Annotated in this window: 17 protein-coding genes; 8 read left to right on the top strand and 9 right to left on the bottom strand. The window is 67.0% G+C overall.

All coding sequences use genetic code 11. The features are described from left to right. Positions 1 to 348 precede the first annotated feature (348 nt). Genes ACTOWK_RS04570 through ACTOWK_RS04545 form a run of 6 tightly spaced genes read left to right on the top strand, consistent with a single transcriptional unit; the run spans position 349 to position 7,081 of the window. Entirely contained in the window at positions 349 to 1,593 is a 1,245-nt protein-coding gene (locus ACTOWK_RS04570) for an isochorismate synthase (RefSeq protein ID WP_441329008.1), read from the top strand. Then, on the top strand, positions 1,590 to 3,254 hold the full coding sequence (locus ACTOWK_RS04565; RefSeq protein ID WP_441329007.1) for a (2,3-dihydroxybenzoyl)adenylate synthase: 1,665 nt from the start codon (positions 1,590 to 1,592) through the stop codon (positions 3,252 to 3,254). Before ACTOWK_RS04570 ends, ACTOWK_RS04565 begins: the two co-directional genes overlap by 4 nt. Continuing rightward, positions 3,251 to 4,129, top strand: a complete 879-nt coding sequence (locus ACTOWK_RS04560) for an isochorismatase family protein (RefSeq protein ID WP_441329006.1) — start codon at positions 3,251 to 3,253, stop codon at positions 4,127 to 4,129. Before ACTOWK_RS04565 ends, ACTOWK_RS04560 begins: the two co-directional genes overlap by 4 nt. Next, positions 4,129 to 5,457, top strand: coding sequence for a condensation domain-containing protein (locus ACTOWK_RS04555; protein WP_441329005.1), 1,329 nt, complete (start codon positions 4,129 to 4,131; stop codon positions 5,455 to 5,457). Before ACTOWK_RS04560 ends, ACTOWK_RS04555 begins: the two co-directional genes overlap by 1 nt. Further along, on the top strand, positions 5,454 to 6,284 hold the full coding sequence (locus ACTOWK_RS04550) for a siderophore-interacting protein (protein ID WP_441329004.1): 831 nt from the start codon (positions 5,454 to 5,456) through the stop codon (positions 6,282 to 6,284). The genes ACTOWK_RS04555 and ACTOWK_RS04550 overlap by 4 nt, the downstream gene beginning before the upstream one ends. After that, the gene (locus ACTOWK_RS04545) at positions 6,281 to 7,081 is read left to right on the top strand and encodes a 2,3-dihydro-2,3-dihydroxybenzoate dehydrogenase (protein WP_441329003.1); all 801 of its coding nucleotides are present in this window, start codon (positions 6,281 to 6,283) and stop codon (positions 7,079 to 7,081) included. Before ACTOWK_RS04550 ends, ACTOWK_RS04545 begins: the two co-directional genes overlap by 4 nt. Before the next feature lie 153 nt (positions 7,082 to 7,234). On the opposite strand, the gene ACTOWK_RS04540 is transcribed toward ACTOWK_RS04545, so the two are convergent. Further along, positions 7,235 to 8,002, bottom strand: a complete 768-nt coding sequence (locus ACTOWK_RS04540; protein WP_441329001.1) for a DUF72 domain-containing protein — start codon at positions 8,000 to 8,002, stop codon at positions 7,235 to 7,237. A 130-nt stretch (positions 8,003 to 8,132) separates the two neighbouring features. On the opposite strand from ACTOWK_RS04540, the gene ACTOWK_RS04535 reads away from it, so the two are divergent. Continuing rightward, positions 8,133 to 8,474, top strand: coding sequence for a cupin domain-containing protein (locus ACTOWK_RS04535; protein ID WP_441329119.1), 342 nt, complete (start codon positions 8,133 to 8,135; stop codon positions 8,472 to 8,474). Between the two features lie 86 nt (positions 8,475 to 8,560). On the opposite strand, the gene ACTOWK_RS04530 is transcribed toward ACTOWK_RS04535, so the two are convergent. From ACTOWK_RS04530 to ACTOWK_RS04500, 7 genes are all read right to left on the bottom strand, one after another. Continuing rightward, complete coding sequence (locus ACTOWK_RS04530; protein WP_441329000.1) at positions 8,561 to 8,794, bottom strand: hypothetical protein; 234 nt, start codon at positions 8,792 to 8,794, stop codon at positions 8,561 to 8,563. A 318-nt stretch (positions 8,795 to 9,112) separates the two neighbouring features. Further along, a complete protein-coding gene (locus ACTOWK_RS04525; RefSeq protein ID WP_441328999.1) occupies positions 9,113 to 10,573 on the bottom strand; it encodes a serine hydrolase domain-containing protein in 1,461 nt (486 codons plus the stop codon). 177 nt (positions 10,574 to 10,750) lie between these two features. Further along, on the bottom strand, positions 10,751 to 11,521 hold the full coding sequence (locus tag ACTOWK_RS04520) for a LytR/AlgR family response regulator transcription factor (protein ID WP_441328998.1): 771 nt from the start codon (positions 11,519 to 11,521) through the stop codon (positions 10,751 to 10,753). Next, positions 11,518 to 12,624, bottom strand: coding sequence for a sensor histidine kinase (locus ACTOWK_RS04515; RefSeq protein ID WP_441328997.1), 1,107 nt, complete (start codon positions 12,622 to 12,624; stop codon positions 11,518 to 11,520). Before ACTOWK_RS04515 ends, ACTOWK_RS04520 begins: the two co-directional genes overlap by 4 nt. Positions 12,625 to 12,775: 151 nt before the next feature. Then, positions 12,776 to 13,165 (bottom strand): hypothetical protein, encoded by a 390-nt coding sequence (locus ACTOWK_RS04510; protein WP_441328996.1) that lies wholly within the window; start codon positions 13,163 to 13,165, stop codon positions 12,776 to 12,778. A 1,027-nt stretch (positions 13,166 to 14,192) separates the two neighbouring features. Beyond that, complete coding sequence (locus ACTOWK_RS04505) at positions 14,193 to 14,585, bottom strand: hypothetical protein (RefSeq protein WP_441328995.1); 393 nt, start codon at positions 14,583 to 14,585, stop codon at positions 14,193 to 14,195. A 201-nt stretch (positions 14,586 to 14,786) separates the two neighbouring features. Next, complete coding sequence (locus tag ACTOWK_RS04500) at positions 14,787 to 15,161, bottom strand: nuclear transport factor 2 family protein (RefSeq protein WP_441328994.1); 375 nt, start codon at positions 15,159 to 15,161, stop codon at positions 14,787 to 14,789. Positions 15,162 to 15,326: 165 nt separating this feature from the next. On the opposite strand from ACTOWK_RS04500, the gene ACTOWK_RS04495 reads away from it, so the two are divergent. Beyond that, on the top strand, positions 15,327 to 16,208 hold the full coding sequence (locus tag ACTOWK_RS04495) for a LysR substrate-binding domain-containing protein (protein WP_441328993.1): 882 nt from the start codon (positions 15,327 to 15,329) through the stop codon (positions 16,206 to 16,208). A 103-nt stretch (positions 16,209 to 16,311) separates the two neighbouring features. Here the strand turns inward: ACTOWK_RS04495 and ACTOWK_RS04490 are convergent, their stop codons facing one another. Next, positions 16,312 to 18,207: a glycoside hydrolase family 9 protein gene (locus ACTOWK_RS04490; RefSeq protein ID WP_441328992.1), complete on the bottom strand. Its 1,896-nt coding sequence runs from the start codon at positions 18,205 to 18,207 to the stop codon at positions 16,312 to 16,314. Positions 18,208 to 18,290: the final 83 nt, after the last annotated feature.

The following is an 18,290-nucleotide window of genomic DNA, read 5'->3' as shown; positions in this document are numbered from 1 at the left end:
GTGAAAACCGGCGCGCTCCGCAGCGTTCATGTGTCGCACCCATCGAAAGTGAACGATGCGAGCGCGACACCCAGCTTGCCAAGCCAAGTGGCTCGGCGTAGTTTAATCCGCAGTCGGCGACCCGCCGACGCACGACGATTCCATGACGGGTACGATGCCCGTCATCACTCAGCCAGCCGGCGTTCCTGCCCGCAAGCTCGATCACATCCAGAGCCTGCAGGTAATTACAGTGAACGCATACCGAGGCGCGGCTTGCGCGTCCCCCCGTGTCCGATCCTCTGCCGCGTTGTTGCGGCAGTTCGTCTCCGTCCGTCGCCATGCCGTGTCGATGCGGGCAGGGGGCGGGCGATGATCGGCGAAACGCATGCCCTGACCGCGGTGGAGTCCCCAAGCCACGGCGCCCGCTCGCCTGCGACTCCGGCTTTGTTGTCGAGCTATCTGGCGCACGACTCGCTGTTCTCCTCGGCGACCCATCAACTGCATGCGCGCGGCGTGCTGGAAACTTTGGTGCACTCGATCGACGCCGACCTGGCCGGCGAATCCGAGCGCTTGCTGGCGCGGGTGGCCGTCGACAGCGGGCGCCTGCCGCTGATGGGTGCGGTGCCGTTCAGCGCCTCGGAAGCCTCCTGTCTGTGGGTGCCGTCGCAGGCTGCCTTCGCCGCGGGACGTGCGCGTCATCGCGGCGCCGCCTTGAGTTCGTTGCCGTCGGATCAGAAGTCCGCGCCGCGGGTCGAGTCGGTGCCGGCGCCGGCGCAGTTCAAGCGCAACGTCGAGCGATCGCTCGACCGCATTCACCAGGGCGGCATCAGCAAGGTGGTGATGTCGCGCAGCCTGCGCATCGCCGCGCGGGTCGACGTACCGCAGTTGCTCGCGCAGTTGTTGACGCGTGCGCCCGGCGCCTACACCTTCGCGATGGATCTGGCCGGTGCGGCCGGGCCGAAGGCCTGCCTGATCGGTTCCAGCCCGGAGCTGCTGCTGTCCAAGCGCGGCGCCCGAGTGGTGTCCAACCCGCTGGCCGGATCGATCCCGCGCGTCGCCGATGCCGAGGAAGACCAGCGCCGGGCGCGCGGCCTGCTCGAATCGGCCAAGGACCGCTATGAGCACGCCCTGGTCGTCGATGCGGTCGCCGCGGCCTTGCGTCCGTACTGTCGCGATCTGCGCGTGCCGAAGACGCCGTCGCTGGTGGCCACGCCGACCATGTGGCATTTGTCGAGCGTGGTCGATGGCGAGTTGATCGATCCGAACACCAGTTCGCTGCGTCTGGCGCTGGCCTTGCACCCGACCCCGGCGGTCTGCGGTTATCCCACCGAGCCGGCGCGCGGCGTGATCCACGAACTGGAAGGTTACGACCGCGGTCTGTTCACCGGCCTGGTCGGTTGGTGCGACGCCGAAGGCGACGGCGAGTGGGCGGTGACGATCCGCTGCGCCATGGTCGAAGAAGACAGCGCAACGGTATTCGCCGGCGCCGGCATCGTCGCCGGTTCCGAGCCCGATGCCGAACTCGCCGAAACCACCGCCAAGCTCGGTACCATGCTCAATGCGATGGGGCTGACCCATGCGGTGGAGGCGACCGGCGCGGAGGGTAGGGCATGAGCGGCGCCGATTTGCTCGAGGGTTGCACGCCGTGGCCGCAGGAGTTCGCCGCGCGCTACCGCGCGCTCGGCTACTGGGCCGGGATCGGCCTGTACCAGCGCCTGGCCCAGGTCGTCGCCGAACACGGCGAACGCATCGCCGTGGTCTGCGGCGAACGGCGTTGGAGCTATGCGCAGTTCGACGAGAAGATCCGGAGCTTCGCCGCGGGACTGACCCGCCTGGGCATCGGCCCGCGCGATCGGGTCGTGCTGCAACTGCCGAACCTCGGCGAGTATTACCTCGCTTGCTACGCCTTGTTCCGCATTGGCGCGATACCGGTGTTCGCCTTGCCGGCGCATCGCCGCTCGGAGATCGCTTACTTCGTCGAGCACACCCAGGCGCGGGCCTGCGTGATCGCCGATCGCGAGGCCGGATTCGATTACCGCCAGCTCATGCGCGAAGTGCGCGCATCGCAGGACTGCCTGCGCGACGTCATCGTGGTCGGCGAAGCGCAGGAGTTCCACGCTTTCGATTCGCTCTACGATGCGCCGATCGATCAGCCCGGGCCGGAGGCCGGCGAAGTCGCCTTCCTGCAATTGTCCGGCGGCAGCACCGGCGTACCGAAGCTGATCCCGCGCAGCCACGACGATTACCTCTACAGCGTCCGCGCCAGCGCCGAGATCTGCGGGCTGGACCAGAACTGCGTTTACCTGTGCGTGCTGCCGTGCGCGCACAATTTTCCGATGAGTTCGCCCGGTGCGCTCGGGGTGTTCGAAGTCGGCGGCCGGGTCGTGCTCGCACGCGTTGCCGAGCCGGATTTCTGCTTCGGCCTGATCGACGCCGAACGCGTGACCCTGACCTCGCTGGTGCCGTCGCTGGCCCTGGCCTGGCTGGAGTCGCGCGCGCGCGAACGCCACGACCTGTCCAGCCTGCAGACCGTCCAGATCGGCGGCGCGCATCTGGCCAATGAGGTCGCACGACGGGTGCCGGTGGCGTTTGCCTGCCGCCTGCAGCAGGTGTTCGGCATGGCCGAAGGCCTGGTCAACTACACCCGCGACGAGGATGCCGAGGCACTGGTGCTGAGCACCCAGGGCCGTCCGATCAGCGCCGACGACGAGATCCGCATCGTCGACGACGACGACCGACCGGTGGCCGAAGGCGAAACCGGTCATCTGCTGACCCGCGGGCCGTACACCATCCGCGGCTATTACCGCGCCGAAGCGCATAACGCCCGAGCTTTTACCGAGGACGGCTTCTACCGCACCGGCGACCGTGTGCGGCGCCTGACTTCGGGGCACCTGGTCGTCGAAGGCCGCGCCAAGGACCAGGTCAACCGCGGCGGCGAGAAGATCGCGGCCGAGGAAGTCGAGAGTCATCTGCTCGCGCATCCGGCGGTGTTCGATGCCGCCCTGGTGGCGATGCCGGATCGCTGGCTCGGCGAAAAAACCTGCGCCTTCGTGGTCCTGCGCGAGCCCGCGCCGAGTCCGCGCGAGCTGCAACGCTTCCTGCGCGAACGCGGCATCGCCGCGTTCAAGATTCCCGACCGCATCGAGCCGATCGAACGCCTGCCGCGCACCGCGGTCGGCAAGATCGACAAGAAACTCCTGCGCGCCCGCTTCGTGGCGCCGCCGGCCGATGCCTCGGCCCACACCCATTCACTTCTCGCCGAAACGCTGTCATGACGATTCCGACCATCGCTTCCTATCCCATGCCGGGCACCGCCCAGTTGCCCGCGAACCGCGTCGACTGGCGCCCGGATCCGTCCCGCGCGGTGCTGCTGATCCACGACATGCAGGATTACTTCCTCGCCTTCTACGACCGCGCCCAGGCGCCGTTGCCGGAGCTGCTGGCGAATATCCGCGCCTTGCGCGACGCCTGCGACGACGCCGGCGTGCCGGTGGTGTATACCGCGCAGCCGACCGAACAGAGTGCGGCCCAGCGCGGCCTGCTGCAGCCCTGGTGGGGCCCGGGCATCACCGCCAAGCCGGAGCTGGCACCGGTCGCGCTCGAGATCGCGCCGCGTCCGCAGGACGTGGTGCTGACCAAATGGCGCTACAGCGCCTTCGTTTCCAGCGACCTGCGCGAACGCATGCGCGAGCAGGGCCGCGACCAACTGATCGTCTGCGGCATCTATGCCCATATCGGCTGCATGATGACCCTCGCCGATGCCTTCATGCACGACATCCAGCCGTTCATGGTCGCCGACGCGGTCGCCGACTTCTCGGCCGAGGAACATGCGATGGCGCTGGACTACGTGTCGCGCCGTTGCGGTGTGGTTATCGAACGCGCGGCCTGCATCGATGCGCTCGGCACCGGCCTGGGCCTGCCGCGCAGCCTGATCGCCTTGCGCACCGAGCTGGCGCAGATCATGGAAGTGCCGCTCGACGACATCGCCGCCTCCGACAATCCTTTCGAAGCCGGCCTGGATTCGATCCGGCTGATGACCTTGCTGGAACGCTGGTCGAGCCGCGGCGAGCGCATCGGCCTGGTCGAACTGGCCGAACGCGGCAGCGTCTCGGAGTGGTGGCAGTTGATCGATTCGCGACGGGCCGCCTGATGGACCCGAACACGGTTGCATTGCCGCTGACCGGCCCGCAGTACGGCATGTGGGCCGGGCAACAGCTCGACCCCGACAGCCCATCGTTCTGGACCGCCGAAGCGATCGAACTGCGCGGTCCGCTGGACCTCGCCGCGCTCGAAGCCGCGGTGCGCGAGACCTTATCGGCCTGCGATGCCTTGCACATGCGTTACCGCATGCAGGACGGGCACGTCGTGCAGACTCTGGACACGACACGACCGGTGGTGATCGCCCGCCAGGATTATTCGCACTGCGAGGATGCCTGGCGCAGCGCCCGCGCCTGGATGCACGAGGACCTGCAACGCAGCGCCGACCTGGCGCAGCGGCCCTTGTTCGCGACCGCGTTGATCGCGCTGGGCGCGGATCGCCATCTGTGGTATCTGCGGGCCCACCACATCGCCCTCGACGGCTTCGCCTATCTGTTGTTGATTCACCGCGTCGCTGAACTATATTCGGCGCGGGTCGAAGGACGCGCGGCCGAGCCGGCGCGCGACTGGTCCTTGTCGGCCAGCATCGCCGACGAGGCCGCCTATCGCGCCTCGCCGCGATTCCTCGCCGACCGCGATTACTGGACGCAGCGCTTCGGCGACGTCGGCGAGCCGGTCACCCTGGGGCCGAAGTGCGCGCCCGGCGACAGCTCGTATTCGCAGCGCCGTCTGCTGGCGCCGGCCGAGTACCTTCGCTGGCAGGCCGCGGCGCGGGCGCTCGGCGTCGACTGGGCGACCTGGCTGATGGCTTCGATCTTCGCCTGGCTGCATGCGCGCAGCGGTGCGAGCGATCTGAGCCTGGGTTTGTTGGTGATGAACCGGCTCGGCACGCCCGCGCTCGCGGTGCCGTGCATGGCCATGAACGTGGTGCCGTTGCGCCTGCGCATCGACCCGCAGCAGGGGTTCGACGGCCTGGTCCGCGCGGTGGCCGCCGAACTGCGCGAACTGCGCAGCCACCAACGCTACAACTACGAATGGATGCGCCGCGATCTCGGCCTGGCCGACGGCCATGCCCAGCTCTACGGCCCGGTCGTGAACCTGATGCCGTTCGATCGCGGCTTCGTCTTCGACGGACTGCACAGCCGCGCCCACCCGATCTCGGTCGGCTCGGTCGAGGACCTCGACATCACCGTCTCGCCGATGGCCGAAGGCATCCGTTTCGACATCGAGGCCAATCCGCAGGCTTACGATGCGGCGACTCTGCAAGCGCATCACGCCGCGCTGTGCGATGTGCTCGAAGCGGTGATCGCCGAACCGGCGATCTGCGTTGGCGCGCTGGCTCGGCGGGTCTCTTCGCCGCGCACGGCGGAGGCGGCATGAGCGGCGCACGTCCGCGCCCGCGTTTGCTGCGGGTGCTGCGGGCCGTCGACCTGACCCCGCATATGCGCCGCTTCACCCTCGGCGGCGCCGATCTGGCCGGCTTCCCGAGCGGCAGCGAAGGCGCGCACATCAAGCTGTTGTTTCCCGAGGCCGCCGGCGAGACGCCGGTGTTGCCGAGCTTCGGCGAACGCGGCCCGGTCTGGCCCGAGCATGCACCGCGGCCGCACGTGCGCACCTATACGGTGGTGCGCATCGACCCGGACGCGCACGAGATCGACGTCGACATCGTCCTGCACGGCGACGACGGCCCGGCCTCGCGCTGGGCCCTGCGCGCCGGCATCGGCGACCCGCTCGGCCTGGCCGGGCCGGGCGGCCCCGACTTGTTCCGGGGCCATGCGCAGCGTTTCCTGCTGATCGGGGACCCGAGCAGTTATCCCTTGCTGTACGCAGTCATCGCCAAACTGCCGGCGTCGGCGCAGGTCGATGCCTTGATCGAAGTGCCGGATGCGAGCGAAGTGCAACCGCTGCCGCCGCACCCGCGCTTGAACGCGCGATGGCTGTCGCGCCACGGCGGCCCCGCCGGCGCGAGTCGCTTGCTGCTCGATGCGGTACGCACCTTGCCCTGGAACCAGGCCGAGACCGTGTCGGTGACCCTGGCCGGCGAAAGCGCGCAGGTGGTCGCGATCCGCGATTTCCTCGCCGAGGTCCGCGGCGTGTCGCGCCACATGATGTATGCGGTGCCGTACTGGAAAGACCGCTGGGACGAGGACCGTTACCACGACGAACGCCATCGCATCATGGACGCCTTCGACGAGATTGCGGCTTGAGCGCTGTCGCAGGCAAGCCCGGCGAATTCGCCGGCCGTACCGTGCTGGTGGCCGGTGCCGCGCAAGGCATCGGCGCAGCGACGGCGCAGCGCCTGGCGGGGGAGGGCGCGCGTCTGGCCCTGGTCGACCGCGACGCCGGCTTGCTCCAGGCCGTGGCCGAAGGGCTGCGCGGCGAGGGCGTGCCGGTCCATACCATCGTCCTCGACCTGGCCGATGTCGCCGCGGTTGGCGCGGCGGTGGCCGAGATCGAAGACGGCTTCGGCGTGATCGAACACCTGGCGCATGTCGCCGGCATCCTGCGCGTCGGCGAGTCGCTCGATCTCGATCTGGAGGATTGGGAGGCCTGCATGGCGGTCAATGCCCGCGGCGTGTTCGCGACCACGCGGGCGGTGGCGCGGCGGATGGTCGCCCGCGGCCGCGGCAGCATCGTCCTGGTCGGCTCGAACGCGGCTTCGGCGCCGCGCTTCGGCATGTCGGCCTATGCCGCTTCCAAGGCCGCGGCGACGCAATACCTGCGCTGCCTGGCACTGGAGTTGGCGCCGAAAGGCGTGCGTTGCAACATCGTCTCGCCGGGCTCGACCGACACCGCGATGCAGCGCGCTTTCGTCCGCGACGAAGCGGCGCGCCGCGACATTCTCCACGGCGCCGCCGATCGCTTCCGCCTCGGCATTCCGCTAGGACGCATCGCCGATCCCGACGATGTCGCCGAGGCGGTCTGTTTTCTGCTCTCGGACCGGGCGCGGCATATCACCCTGCACGACCTGCGCGTCGACGGCGGCGCCACGCTCGATGCCTGAAGTACGGAGCTGGCGCCCGGGTGGCGCCCGGCATGAACCGTTCACGCCGGGCGCATGCGCTGGATGTCGATCGGCGCGTCCGCGCCGACCTCGCGCACGGTCTTGTGCACATACGGCGCCAGCAGATCGCGCAGGATGACGATGGACGGCCCCTCAGGCATCGGCCGTGCTCCGGCACAAGGCCTGGAAACTCAGCGCATCGTCGACTGCGTGGCCGGCGGCGGTGTTGTCGAAGATGCACCAGGTTTCGGCCTTGGCATGACGATCGCGGCAGGCCGCTTCGGCCATGCCGCGCAGCCGTTGTTCGCCATAGCCGCTGTAGTAGATGCGCGGCGAACCGTGCCAGCGCCAATAGCGGACGTCTCCCACCTCGGTGGGCCTGGCCGCCTCGGCGCGCGGTTGCGGCGGGTCGACGCCGGCGCGGGCCACCCGGTGCCGCTGCAGCAATTCGGTCGCGGCCGGCTCGAACCAGGTCCGGTGACGCGGTTCGCAGACCACTGCGGCCGGGGTGCGGCGTTCGAGCATGGCGAAAAAGCGCGCGGCGACCGCGGCATCGAAGGCCAGCCTGGGCGGCAACTGGACCAGCAAGGCGCCGAGTTTGTCGCGCAGGCCGGAGACTTCGTCGATGAAAGCGCTGAGCGGTTCGGCGACTCCGTGCAAGCCGGCGTCGTGGGTGATGTTGCGCGGCAGCTTGGCGCTGAAGCGGAATCCGTCGGGAACCGTCTCGCCCCAGCGTTGATAGGTGCTGCGCCGGTGCGGTCGGTAGAACGAAGAATTGATTTCGACCGCATCGAAGCGCGTCGCATAGACCGCGAGCACGCTGTCGCCACGACCGAACCGGGGTTTCACCGCCGAAGGCAGCGCCCAGCCGGCGCAACCGATGCGTACGCGGGAGGCACGAGAGTCCACCATATCGCTCATGTTGCCGATCGCCAGGCGATGATCCTCGCGGGGCCGACGTGGCATGCACGTGAATGCGGAATTCTTCACATCGCGTGGTGGTTCGCTTAACGCCGGGCCGGTGAGGCTGGAGGAAAGCGCGGAGGCTCGCATGAAGCACAAGCGGTTTCGATTCGGCAAAGGCTTCCGAGTGGCCTTCGACTTGCGCCGGGTGCAGGCGGCGGAAATGGTGATCGCGCCCGGCGACGCAGAAGGCGACGCCGACAATCGTCACCGCGGTGCGGACCAATGGCTGTACGTGGTGTCGGGGCGCGGCCTGGCGATCGTCGAAGGGCGGCGCCAGCCGCTGGCCGCCGGCAGCCTGTTGCTGATCGAACGCGGCGAGCGTCACGAGATCCGCAACACCGGGCGGACCCTGCTGAAGACCGTCAACTTCTACAGCCCGCCAGCCTACGATCGGGACGAAGAGACCTTGCCCGCAGGCAGACCTTGATCGAGAACGGGCCAGGCGCGCCGGCTCGATGAGAACCGGCGCGCGATGCTGGGGCCGGCGGCAGGCAGTCCGCCGGCCGCGAGCGATCAGGGCACGATGATGCCGCGATCGTCGTTCTCGCCGATCACGCCGCTGTCGGTGCTGCCGTTGAAGCTCCATACGATGTAGAGATACTTGCGCTCACCCGGTGCCGGATCGCCGTAGTCGCCGTTGTTGGCGATGAACTTGCGTTGCCCGTTGGCGTACTGCTGGGTGACTTTGCTGGTGACGTCGTTGGTGCTGTTCCAGACGCCGTAACCGGCGAAGGTGATGGTAGCCATGATCTTGTCCTCACTGTGCAGACGACTCTCGCTCGCATCCGATGCCGGCGAGCCGCGCCGGCGTCGTCCTGGCCGGCGGCAGGACGGAGCATCCGCGTTTGCGCCCGGATTCACCTGCCGGGAACCTTACGGTTTGAGTCGTCAATACAATCAAGGGCTTGCAGAGACAAGAGCGACCTGCGCCAGCGCTCGGAGTCCTGGCCGGCGACAGGACGGAGCATCCACGCTCGCGCCCGGATTCGCCTGCCGGGAACCTTACGGTTTGAGTCGTCGATGCAATCAAGGGCTTGCAATGAAGCGGTCGGCCGATGGCCGGCTTCAGAGCAGCAGTTCCAGACTGAGTTCGTCGTTGAAACGCGCCGACCAACCGCCCCCGGCCTTGGCACGCAAGTCGTACAGCCCGGTCGGCGCGACCAGGGCGGCACGCGACAACTGACCGTCGCGGTCGAGCGCGATCAGTTGCAGCTTGCGAGTCGGCCAGGCTTCGGCCGCATCGAAATAGTCGCCGAGCGAATTGGCGGCGCCGAGTTGGCCGATGCAACGGCCGTCGACCAGACGAAAGCCGATCTCGCCTTCGAAGCGGCGTTCGCCGAGGCTGCCGCGGTAACGGGTGGTGCCGAGCGGGCAGGGCCGGGCCACCAGGCCTTTCGGTCGCGGGCGATGCGGTGCCGCCAACATCATCGCGGTCTTGTCGATCGCAGAGACCCATTGCGCGTTCGACAGGACGCTGGCGGCGAGACCTTGCTGCGGCCACAGCACCAGCGCGCTGCGTGCGCCGTCGGTGGTGCCGGCGTGATGGGCGATGCTTGCGCCATCGTCGTCCTCGTCGATGCGCCAACCCAGGCCGAGGCCATAGTCGCGTTCGCGCACCGCTTGGCCGTTGGCGTAACGCGTCGGCTGCAACATTGCCTGCCAGGTCTTCGGCGAGACGATGCGCCCTTGCAGCAGGCGGCCGCCGAATCGCACCAGGGCTTCGGGCGTGCCGGCCATGCCGCCGCCGGGCCAGGTGTAGCTGAAATCGTTCGGCGGGGCAGGGCGCGGTGCACCGCCGCCGATCTTGTACAGGCGCGACACGTCGTTGCCGAGCCCGTCGGTATCGGCCTGCAGGGCGAGGCCCGGGGTGATCTGCTCGGCGAGATAGTCCAGATAATGCTGGCCGGAGCGGGCCTCGATCACCGCGCCGATCAAGGTGTAACCCCAGGAGGAATATCGATACGTCGTGCCGGGCACCGAGAGCAGCTTGCGGTCGGCGAAGATGCCGACCGCGTCGCGGCCGGTCGCATAGTGATGCTGGCCGGCGTTTCTGTCCCCGGGTTGGTAATGCGGCATGCCCGAGATATGCGCCGACAACTGCCGCACGCTGATCGGCGACCAGTCGTTGCGCAGCCACGGCAACATGCCCGAGACCGGCGCGTCCAGGTCGAGCCGGCCCTGTTCGGCGAGTTTGGCCGCGGCGGTGATCGCCAGCAGCTTGGACACGCTGGCCAGGCGGAACACGGTGTCGCGTTCGACCGGCAGCTTCGCGACCAGGTCGCGCAGGCCGCTGCAGCCGGTCCAGACGACCTCGCCGTCGCGCCACACCGCCGCACCCATGCCCGGCACGCCGTTGCTGGCGATCAGCGCGTCGAGCATCAGCTGGGAGGTCTTGGCTTCGGGTGAGTTCGAGGCGGCGGTGCAGGTGTCGGCTGCGAGCGCTGTGTGAAGCGGGGCCAGCGCCAGGCCCAGCGCCATCGAAGCGTGGAGGAGGGGACTGACGCGGAGGGGGCGGATACCTGACATGCAGCATTGCTCCTGGGTCGGGAACGCCACTGTAGTAGCGCAAATCGTGCTTGGAACGCGCTTGGAACCGGCACTGCGGCCAGTCGTGCACGGCCTGCGCCGAGTCGGTGCGAACGGGTGCTTCGCTGCATTCGAAGTCATCCGAACACATCATTCCAACGCGTCGTTCCAACGCGTTTAGGGACGAGCGTCGTGCAGCCGCGCCAGCAGTGTGTCGATATAGGTGCGGCTGACCCGCAGCGGGGTGCCGTCGTGCAGGCGCAACATCGCATCGCGGTTGGTCTGCGCTTGCAGTTCGGCGATCCGGTCCACGTGCACGATAGTCGAGCGGTGCACGCGCACGAAGCAGGCCGGGTCCAGACGCGTGGCGAGATGATGCAAGGATTCGCGCAGCAGATGCACCCGGCCATCGACGTGCAGGCTGGCGTAGTCGCCGTCGGCTTCGATCCAGTCGATGTCGGCGGTGGCCACGAACAGCGAGCGTCGCCCGACCCGCACCGAAAAACGCGTCGCCCATGCGGGTTCCGATACGAAGCCGGCTGAAACGCTGCCGCCCGGCGTCTCCGCCGCCGTGGCGCTGGAGTGCAAGGCCAGCAAGCGGCGCGCGCGTTCCAGCGCTTCGGCGAAGCGCAGTTCGTCGATCGGCTTGAGCAAATAATCCACCGCGTTGAGTGCGAACGCCTGCACCGCGAAGCTGTCGTGCGCGGTCAGCAGGATCGCCAGCGGCCGTCGCGTCGGCGGCAGTGCGGCCAATACCTCCAGACCGGTCATGCCCGGCATCTGCACGTCGATGAACACCAGGTCAGGCATGCGCGCTTGCAGCCCGGCCAGCGCCGAGGGACCGTCGACGTATTCGCCATCGACCACCACGTCGTTGCAGCCGGCCAGGCGAGCGATCACCCCGCTGCGCGCCAGCGGCTCGTCGTCGACCACCGCCACCCGCATCATGCGGCCGGCTCCACGCGTAAGCGCAAGGGAAACGACAGCTCCACGCGATAACGTCCGTCGGCGCCGATACCGGCGCTCAGCTGATGAGCGCCCGGATAGAGATTGGCCAGGCGTTCGCCGATATTGCGCAGACCCACCGGCTCCGCACGAGTGGCGTCATCCGTGCCGGCGTGGTGGCTCGGCTCCGCAGGCAAGTCGTTGTCGACTTGCACGCGCAAGCGGTCGGCCTCGTCGCTGATGCGGATGTCGAGCCGGCCCGGTGCAGTGCGCGCCGCGATGCCGTGCCGGATGGCGTTCTCGACCAGCGGCTGCAGCAATAGATAGGGCACCTGCGCGGTCAGCAAGCCGGGGCCGAGCTCCCACTTCACCAGCAGGCGCGCACCCAGGCGCGCCTTTTCGATGTCCAGATAGGCTTCGGTGAGGGCGAGCTCATCGGCCAGTGCGACTTCATGCCCGTGTGCGCCGTCGAGCGTGGCGCGCAGGAAATCGCCCAGGCAGGCCAGCATCTGCCGGGCCTCGCGATTGCGCGTTTCCGCCACGAGCGCGGAAATGGCATTGAGGGTGTTGTAGAGGAAATGCGGCTGCAGCTGATAACGCAGCGCCCGCAACTCGGCGTCGCGCAGCAAGGCTTGCGATTGCAGATGACGCGCCTGCGCCCGTTGCAACTCGGCGTAATAGACCGACACCGCATGGATGGCGCAGTACGCGATCAAAGCCAGCCAAGCGCCTTCGAGACCGCGAAAGATCAGCCACCAATTGAAATCCTGCAGCGATGGGCCCTTGCTCCAGACCACCACCAACACGCTGAGCACCTTGGTCGACAGCACCATGGCATAGCTCGCCGGCAGCAAGACCGCGGCCATGGCCCAGCCGGCCAGGCCGCGACGCCACAGGCTGCGCTGCAAGGCCGTCAACGGCAGCATCCACAGCGCCAGCGCCAACAGATACAGGGTGCGCGACGCCGTCGCCGAACCGTGATCCAGCAACGGCACCGCTATCAACAGCAGGCCCAGGCCCATGGGCAGGCCAGCCAACAGCGGCAGCCAGAACGGCGGTTCGGTGCGGGGGAGGGGGCTGAGCGTGGCTTCGGTCGACGGGGTCATGGTCCTGGGGCGCGAAGGATCGGCCCGATTGCATCCGATCCGGCGGCGTTTCGCCAGCGCGGTGGCCTGGGGATGCGCCGAACCGGTGGCTGGCTGCGGTGCAGCGGTGCCGCCCCCTGATCCGGGAGCGTCCGACGGTGCAGGCACCGGCTCAGCAATCGCCCGCCGATGACCAGGTATTTCCCTTGCGGACGACAAGCTCACCGTTGATGCAACGCAGCGAGCTTTTTTCCTGCGGTCTCGCGCTTCGCTCGGCTAGAAGCTCGGTTTCCAGTTGCAGCACTCGGTCGCGCAACGTGTCGCGTTCGGCAACGAGCTTTTCCATCCGCAGTTCCGTCAGCTGCTGACGGGCTATCGCGCTGACTGCGGCTGCTTTTCGTTTCTTGTCGTCCGCGGCGGTTTGTTGCTTGCCGATCTGGAAGGCGGCCGCGCCTGCGGCGGCCACGACCCCGACGAAGATCAGGATGGCGAGTCCGGTACTCATCCAACCCCAGGGCCCTCGATCGTCGTCGTTCCTGACGGTGCGTGCGTTCTCATCCATGACGTTTCCCCTGGGTAGAGCGGCAAGTCTCAGCCCGCCCCGTGAAGACCGTTTATCGAGTTTCAATCGATTTCGCAGGGGCGTTTGTTCGCCAGCAGTCCCGAGCCACCATTTTGTGGGCTCGGGCTTCCTCCGTTTTTTGCCACAGCTCCGCACGCAGCGTTTGTAGCTCACCATCTCGCTGGTGTAGCCCCAGCAGGTATGCAGAGGTGCAGCACGAGACGAGAACTAGCAGTGCTCCGATCACTTTCAAGGCCATTTAGATTCCTCCCTAGGTCGCGGGAGGATACAGCCAGAAAAAAGGCCCCCGATTGGGGGCCTTCTTCGTTCAGCTCTGGCGATCGCCAGCGTCTCAGCCTATTGACCTTGAAGCCTCGGCTCTTAGCGCGCTGGTTGGCTTCCGCCTTACGCCGTGATTCGAAGCCGGCTAGACGCAGCTCGCCGGCATCGCGGAACAGCAGGCCGCGCAGTCGTTCCTTGGGGATGCGCTGGCCGTCGTCAGAAATGAGGAACCGACCGCGAACGCGCCAGCCGTACCACTCGCCAGTGAGGTCCATGTCCATCGTCTACGCTCCTTGTAGTTGGTTGGGATGCCAACGGTAGCGCGCGACAGACGCACGCCATGCGACCAGCAGCCAGCGTCGCACCAGGCGAGAACATAATAGGCATTATGCGAAGTTTTGGATTGGGGCTGCCGTCGCGGCCGGCGCGCTTCCTGCGTGGTCTCCTGGCTTTACTCACATCGACAGGAGGTCTCCGTGAACACTCGCCCGCCATGCTGGCCCGCTAACACCCCGTGCCCGAATGACTGCGCCGCCGCGTTGCACCAACGGGAGGTCTACAACCACGTCGACTTAACCGGACCCTGGACAGGTTGGCGCGGCGTGGCGCCAGGACTACGAGCAACGTCGGGATTTGGCCCGCAGCAAGAACGCGGCACGGAAATCCAAGCGGCAGCTCGTCAAGGTCGTTGTGGTCGACCTCGGCGAATACCGGGTAAACGGTCTGGCTGTCGGCTAGCACGACTTCATTTGCAGGCGTCGTAGACGCGATCGTTCCAGGCTCTGCGCCCGTCGTAGCCGGTATGCCGGCCATGCTCGCTGTCGAGGTACGCATCACGCTGGCGCTTCATTTCCTCGCAGGAGTTGAAGCTGGACGCGCGAGGGCCAATGACCGTACCCGGCCCCGCACCATTCCTGGCTCGATGGGCTTGCCGCGTAAGATAGTTCGGATCGACAGCTGGCTGACGCGCAGGACGGACCTTGCCGTAAGCATCGCTGCTCGTGATCTCGGTGCCCCAGGTCTTAACGTAGGTTTGGCCTGGGGCGCACGGCTCCGATTGGTAGCTGATTTCCTTGCCGCTAACACACTTGTGTATGTCCTGCGCGACAACCGAACCCGCCGACAGCAGCAACAACACGGCAATCCATGCTCGCATAGCGCCCCCTGCGCTCTCCATTGCCCACAGCCTACAACACAACGCCGGTACTCGGCCGGTGTTGGAACTACTGCAAAAGCGGTCTTGAGGGGCGGATAACGCGACCGCAACCGTAGTGGGGAGCCGCGCACCCGCCTGAGATGGCGTTAATGACGGCGACGCTCCACCCTGCCCCGTTTGAACCTACTGGCGGACGTCGACCGACATCACCTTCTGAACGATCTTCCAGGTGCCCTGCACCTTCAGGCACGACAGCAGGTCGGTGAAGTGGCGCGGCGGCATTTGAAGCTTCAGCTTGATCAGGGCGAGATGGTCGGAAACATCGACCGCGAGGATCTCGTCCTTGCGCTCGAGGCTGAGTTTTCGCGGCGCGGTCGCATTGCGCACGCCGCCCAGCCAAGTCTCGATCGGCATCGCGCTGACCTCGCCGTCGTCGCCGATTCTGGTTACGGCACTGAGGGGGTGAAATATCGACTGGAACTGCTCTGCGTCCATGTCGTACGCGGCATCGAAATAGACTTGAGCCAAGGCTCGCAATGCATATTCAGCGTCTTGCATAGGTTTATTCCACCTTCTGATGTCGGAGATTGCTGCGAAAGCGAGGACGGCGGTCCGTTCTTCCGCTTTGGGGCGTGCTCTCCCGGTCGCCACAGGAATGACTTTAGATCGCGTCCATATATGAGTAAATTGCAAATACCCGTATAGGACTCATGAGTCGATTTCATGAAGAGCGAACTGAATGACCTCGCCGCGTTCGCCGTCGTCGCCACCGAGCGGAGCTTTACCCGGGCTGCGGCGCGGCTTGGGGTCACACAGTCGGCGTTGAGCCACACGATCCGCGGTCTGGAACGTCGCCTGGAACTGCAACTCCTGGCCCGCACGACCAAAAGCGTGGCGCCGACCTCCGCGGGCGCTGCGCTGTTGAAGACGCTCTCGCCGGCGCTCGAGCAGATCGAGCAGGCACTCAACGAAGTTCGCACCGCTCGAGATCGGCCCGCCGGCCGGCTTCGTCTCGCCGTCTCGAAATCCGCCGCTGTGTCGGTGCTGTTGCCCAAACTGCCGGCGTTCGCCGCGGCCTATCCCGAGGTGGTGCTCGATGTGTCCACCTGCACGGGTCCGGTGGATCTGGTCGGAGGCGGGTTCGACGCCGGCATCCAACTGGAAGAATTCATCCAGAAGGACATGATCGCCGCGCGCGTGACCCCGGAACTACGACTGGCCGCCGTCGCTACGCCCGGGTATTTCGCGACGCGCAGCCGCCCCCTGAAACCGCGGGACCTGAGCGCCCACAACTGCATCGGGCTGCGCCTTCCGGGCGGCCCGTACCGATGGGAATTCGAGAAAGGCGGCGCGCCGGTGACGAGCACCGTCACCGGGACGCTCGTCGTCGACGACACCAGCCTCGCCATCCACAGCGCCTTGGCCGGTCTGGGCATCGCGCTGGCCTATGAAGATCAGGTGGCGGGCTTCATCGACGAGGGCAAGCTCATCCGGGTGCTGGAAGACTGGTCGCCCTCCTTTCCCGGTTTCTTCATTTACTACCCGGACCGTCGCCATCAATCGGCGGCGCTTTCCGCCCTGATCCGCGCCCTGCGCGTAAGTTAGCGCCGCTTTGCGGCAACGCCGGCCGCATCGTCACCGCGCGTGCCTCGCGCGAATTCATCCTCGGTCCAACGCTTGCGGATTCGGCGCGAGCGCTGCAGGCCGCTCAGCGCGCTTCGGCCGTCGTCGTCGTCATGGCCGCGAACAGCATCCACGTCGTGTGCGGAATCCATTGCTCGACCCAGCGCCACTGCTCGGAATCCGGGCCTGGCGCAAAGCTAATGCCGGCACCGGTGTCGCTGCCCGGCGCACCGGTGATGCCGTTGGAGATGCCGCCGACGAACATTTCGCCGGCGCTCTCCAGCACGGTCGGCGGGTTGTTCTTGCCGAAACCGTAGAGCATGGAGATGCCGTACGGGTTGCGGCCCAGGGTCCAGTCGAGCTGGCTTTGCGCATAAGCGGCTCGATCGGCAGGCAGGCCATAGCCGGCGGTGCCATGGTCTGCCAGCTTGCGGCCACCGATGACCATGGCCGCGCTGAGCGACGCCAGGCGCGCGCTTTCGCCCTGCCACCAGTAGCCGGTTTCGTTGCGATGCGGAATGAAAAACCCTTCCAACACCTCGCCTGTGGCCTTGCCGTTCTGGGTCAGCTGGAAACGCTGGCGGGCGTAGCCATACGGGTTGGCCACCGCGTTGGTGATGGTCAACTCGTGCTTGAGCGCCGAGCCGATGGCATCGAGCACACGCTGACGACGTGCCTGCTCCGGTTCGATATTGGCATAGGCGGACAGGCTGATCACCGGCAAGCCGGCCTCGGCCGCGTGGTAGTACGGGCGGCGGCCGCCGTCGCTGACGAAACCGCCGTCGGCCTGCTGCCGTGCGATCAGGCTCGCCGCACGCGCGCGCGCATCGTCGAGATAGCGCGCGTGGCCGGTGGCGTTGTGCAGCTCCACCAGCGCCATCAACGCGGTGTAGTCGTCGATGATGTTTTCCTTGCCGTCGGCGCCGTACTGCGGGTTGAACCGGCGCAGGTGCGCGTAGGCACGCTCTGCATCGGCCAGGTATTGGGCGCCGTCGAATTCGCCATGGCGGCCGCTTTGCCTGGCCAACATCGAGGCGCGCGCGAGCGCCGCGATGGCCATGCCGCCGCCGGCGCGAAAGGCCGAGCGGTACAGCGTGGTAAAGGTGCCGGCCGCGCCTTCATAGCCGGTGACCATGCGCTCGACACCCGGCGTGCCCCATTGGTCGAACACGGTCATGTAGAAGTAGCCCTCCGCATCGAGGATGCGGTGCAGATAGTCCGCGCCCCAGAACGCCTCGTCCTCGACTTGCGTCTGCAAGCCGTGAGCGGCGAACAGGGCGTTATGCGCATGCGCGCCATAGGCCAGGACCCAGGCCGCCATCGAGGCCTGCTGCGGATTGAAATGGTTGGCGTAGCCGAGATGGGACAAGTATTTGCCCTTGTCGCCACCGGCATCCTGCCAGCCGCCCCAGGCGTTCACCTTGCGCGAGGTCTGGAAGATGCGCAGGTCGCGGTCGGCGTCGTCGGTATGGCGGCTGCGCTTGAAATAGCCGAGCAGTTGCGCGCCGGTCGTGGCGAAGACTGCGTTGTCGCGCACCGAGACTGAGGCCGACACCGCACGCTGTTTGCCGATACGCACTGCCACTTCGTATTTGCCAACCTGCTCGGCATCGGAAAAATCGACGGCGAAATAGCGCTTGCCCGGGCTCCACTCGGCAAACGGTGGCAGCGAGCGCAGATCGCCGTGCTTGATCGGCTTGCCGTCGCGCAGCACGGTGTAGCTGCCCTCCCCGGTCTCGCCCGCATATTCCACGACGGCCCGCTTCGGCCCTAGCCGCTCCAGCGCGACCTGGTTGATCTGCACCAGCAGCGGCTGTTTGGGCAGGCTCACCGACACCTTGGTTTTCGGCGTCGTCGTCGGCTCGGTAGCCGCCTGCTCGGTCGATGCAGCACTGGCCACTTGCAGCAGGCTGGACAGCGCGATCGCCAGCGCGGCCATCGCTTGAATTGCGGTCTTGCGGGAGTGCGGCACAGGGGTCATCGGCACGGTTCCGGATAGACTGGCCACCGCAACTTAGCCATGTAGTCGACCGTCGTCAATAAATACTTCACATGGATGTATGA

The organism is Lysobacter sp. CA196 (assembly GCF_052078695.1).
In the GTDB taxonomy this organism is placed as follows: domain Bacteria; phylum Pseudomonadota; class Gammaproteobacteria; order Xanthomonadales; family Xanthomonadaceae; genus Lysobacter.
This window is presented reverse-complemented; position numbering and strand designations above follow the sequence as displayed.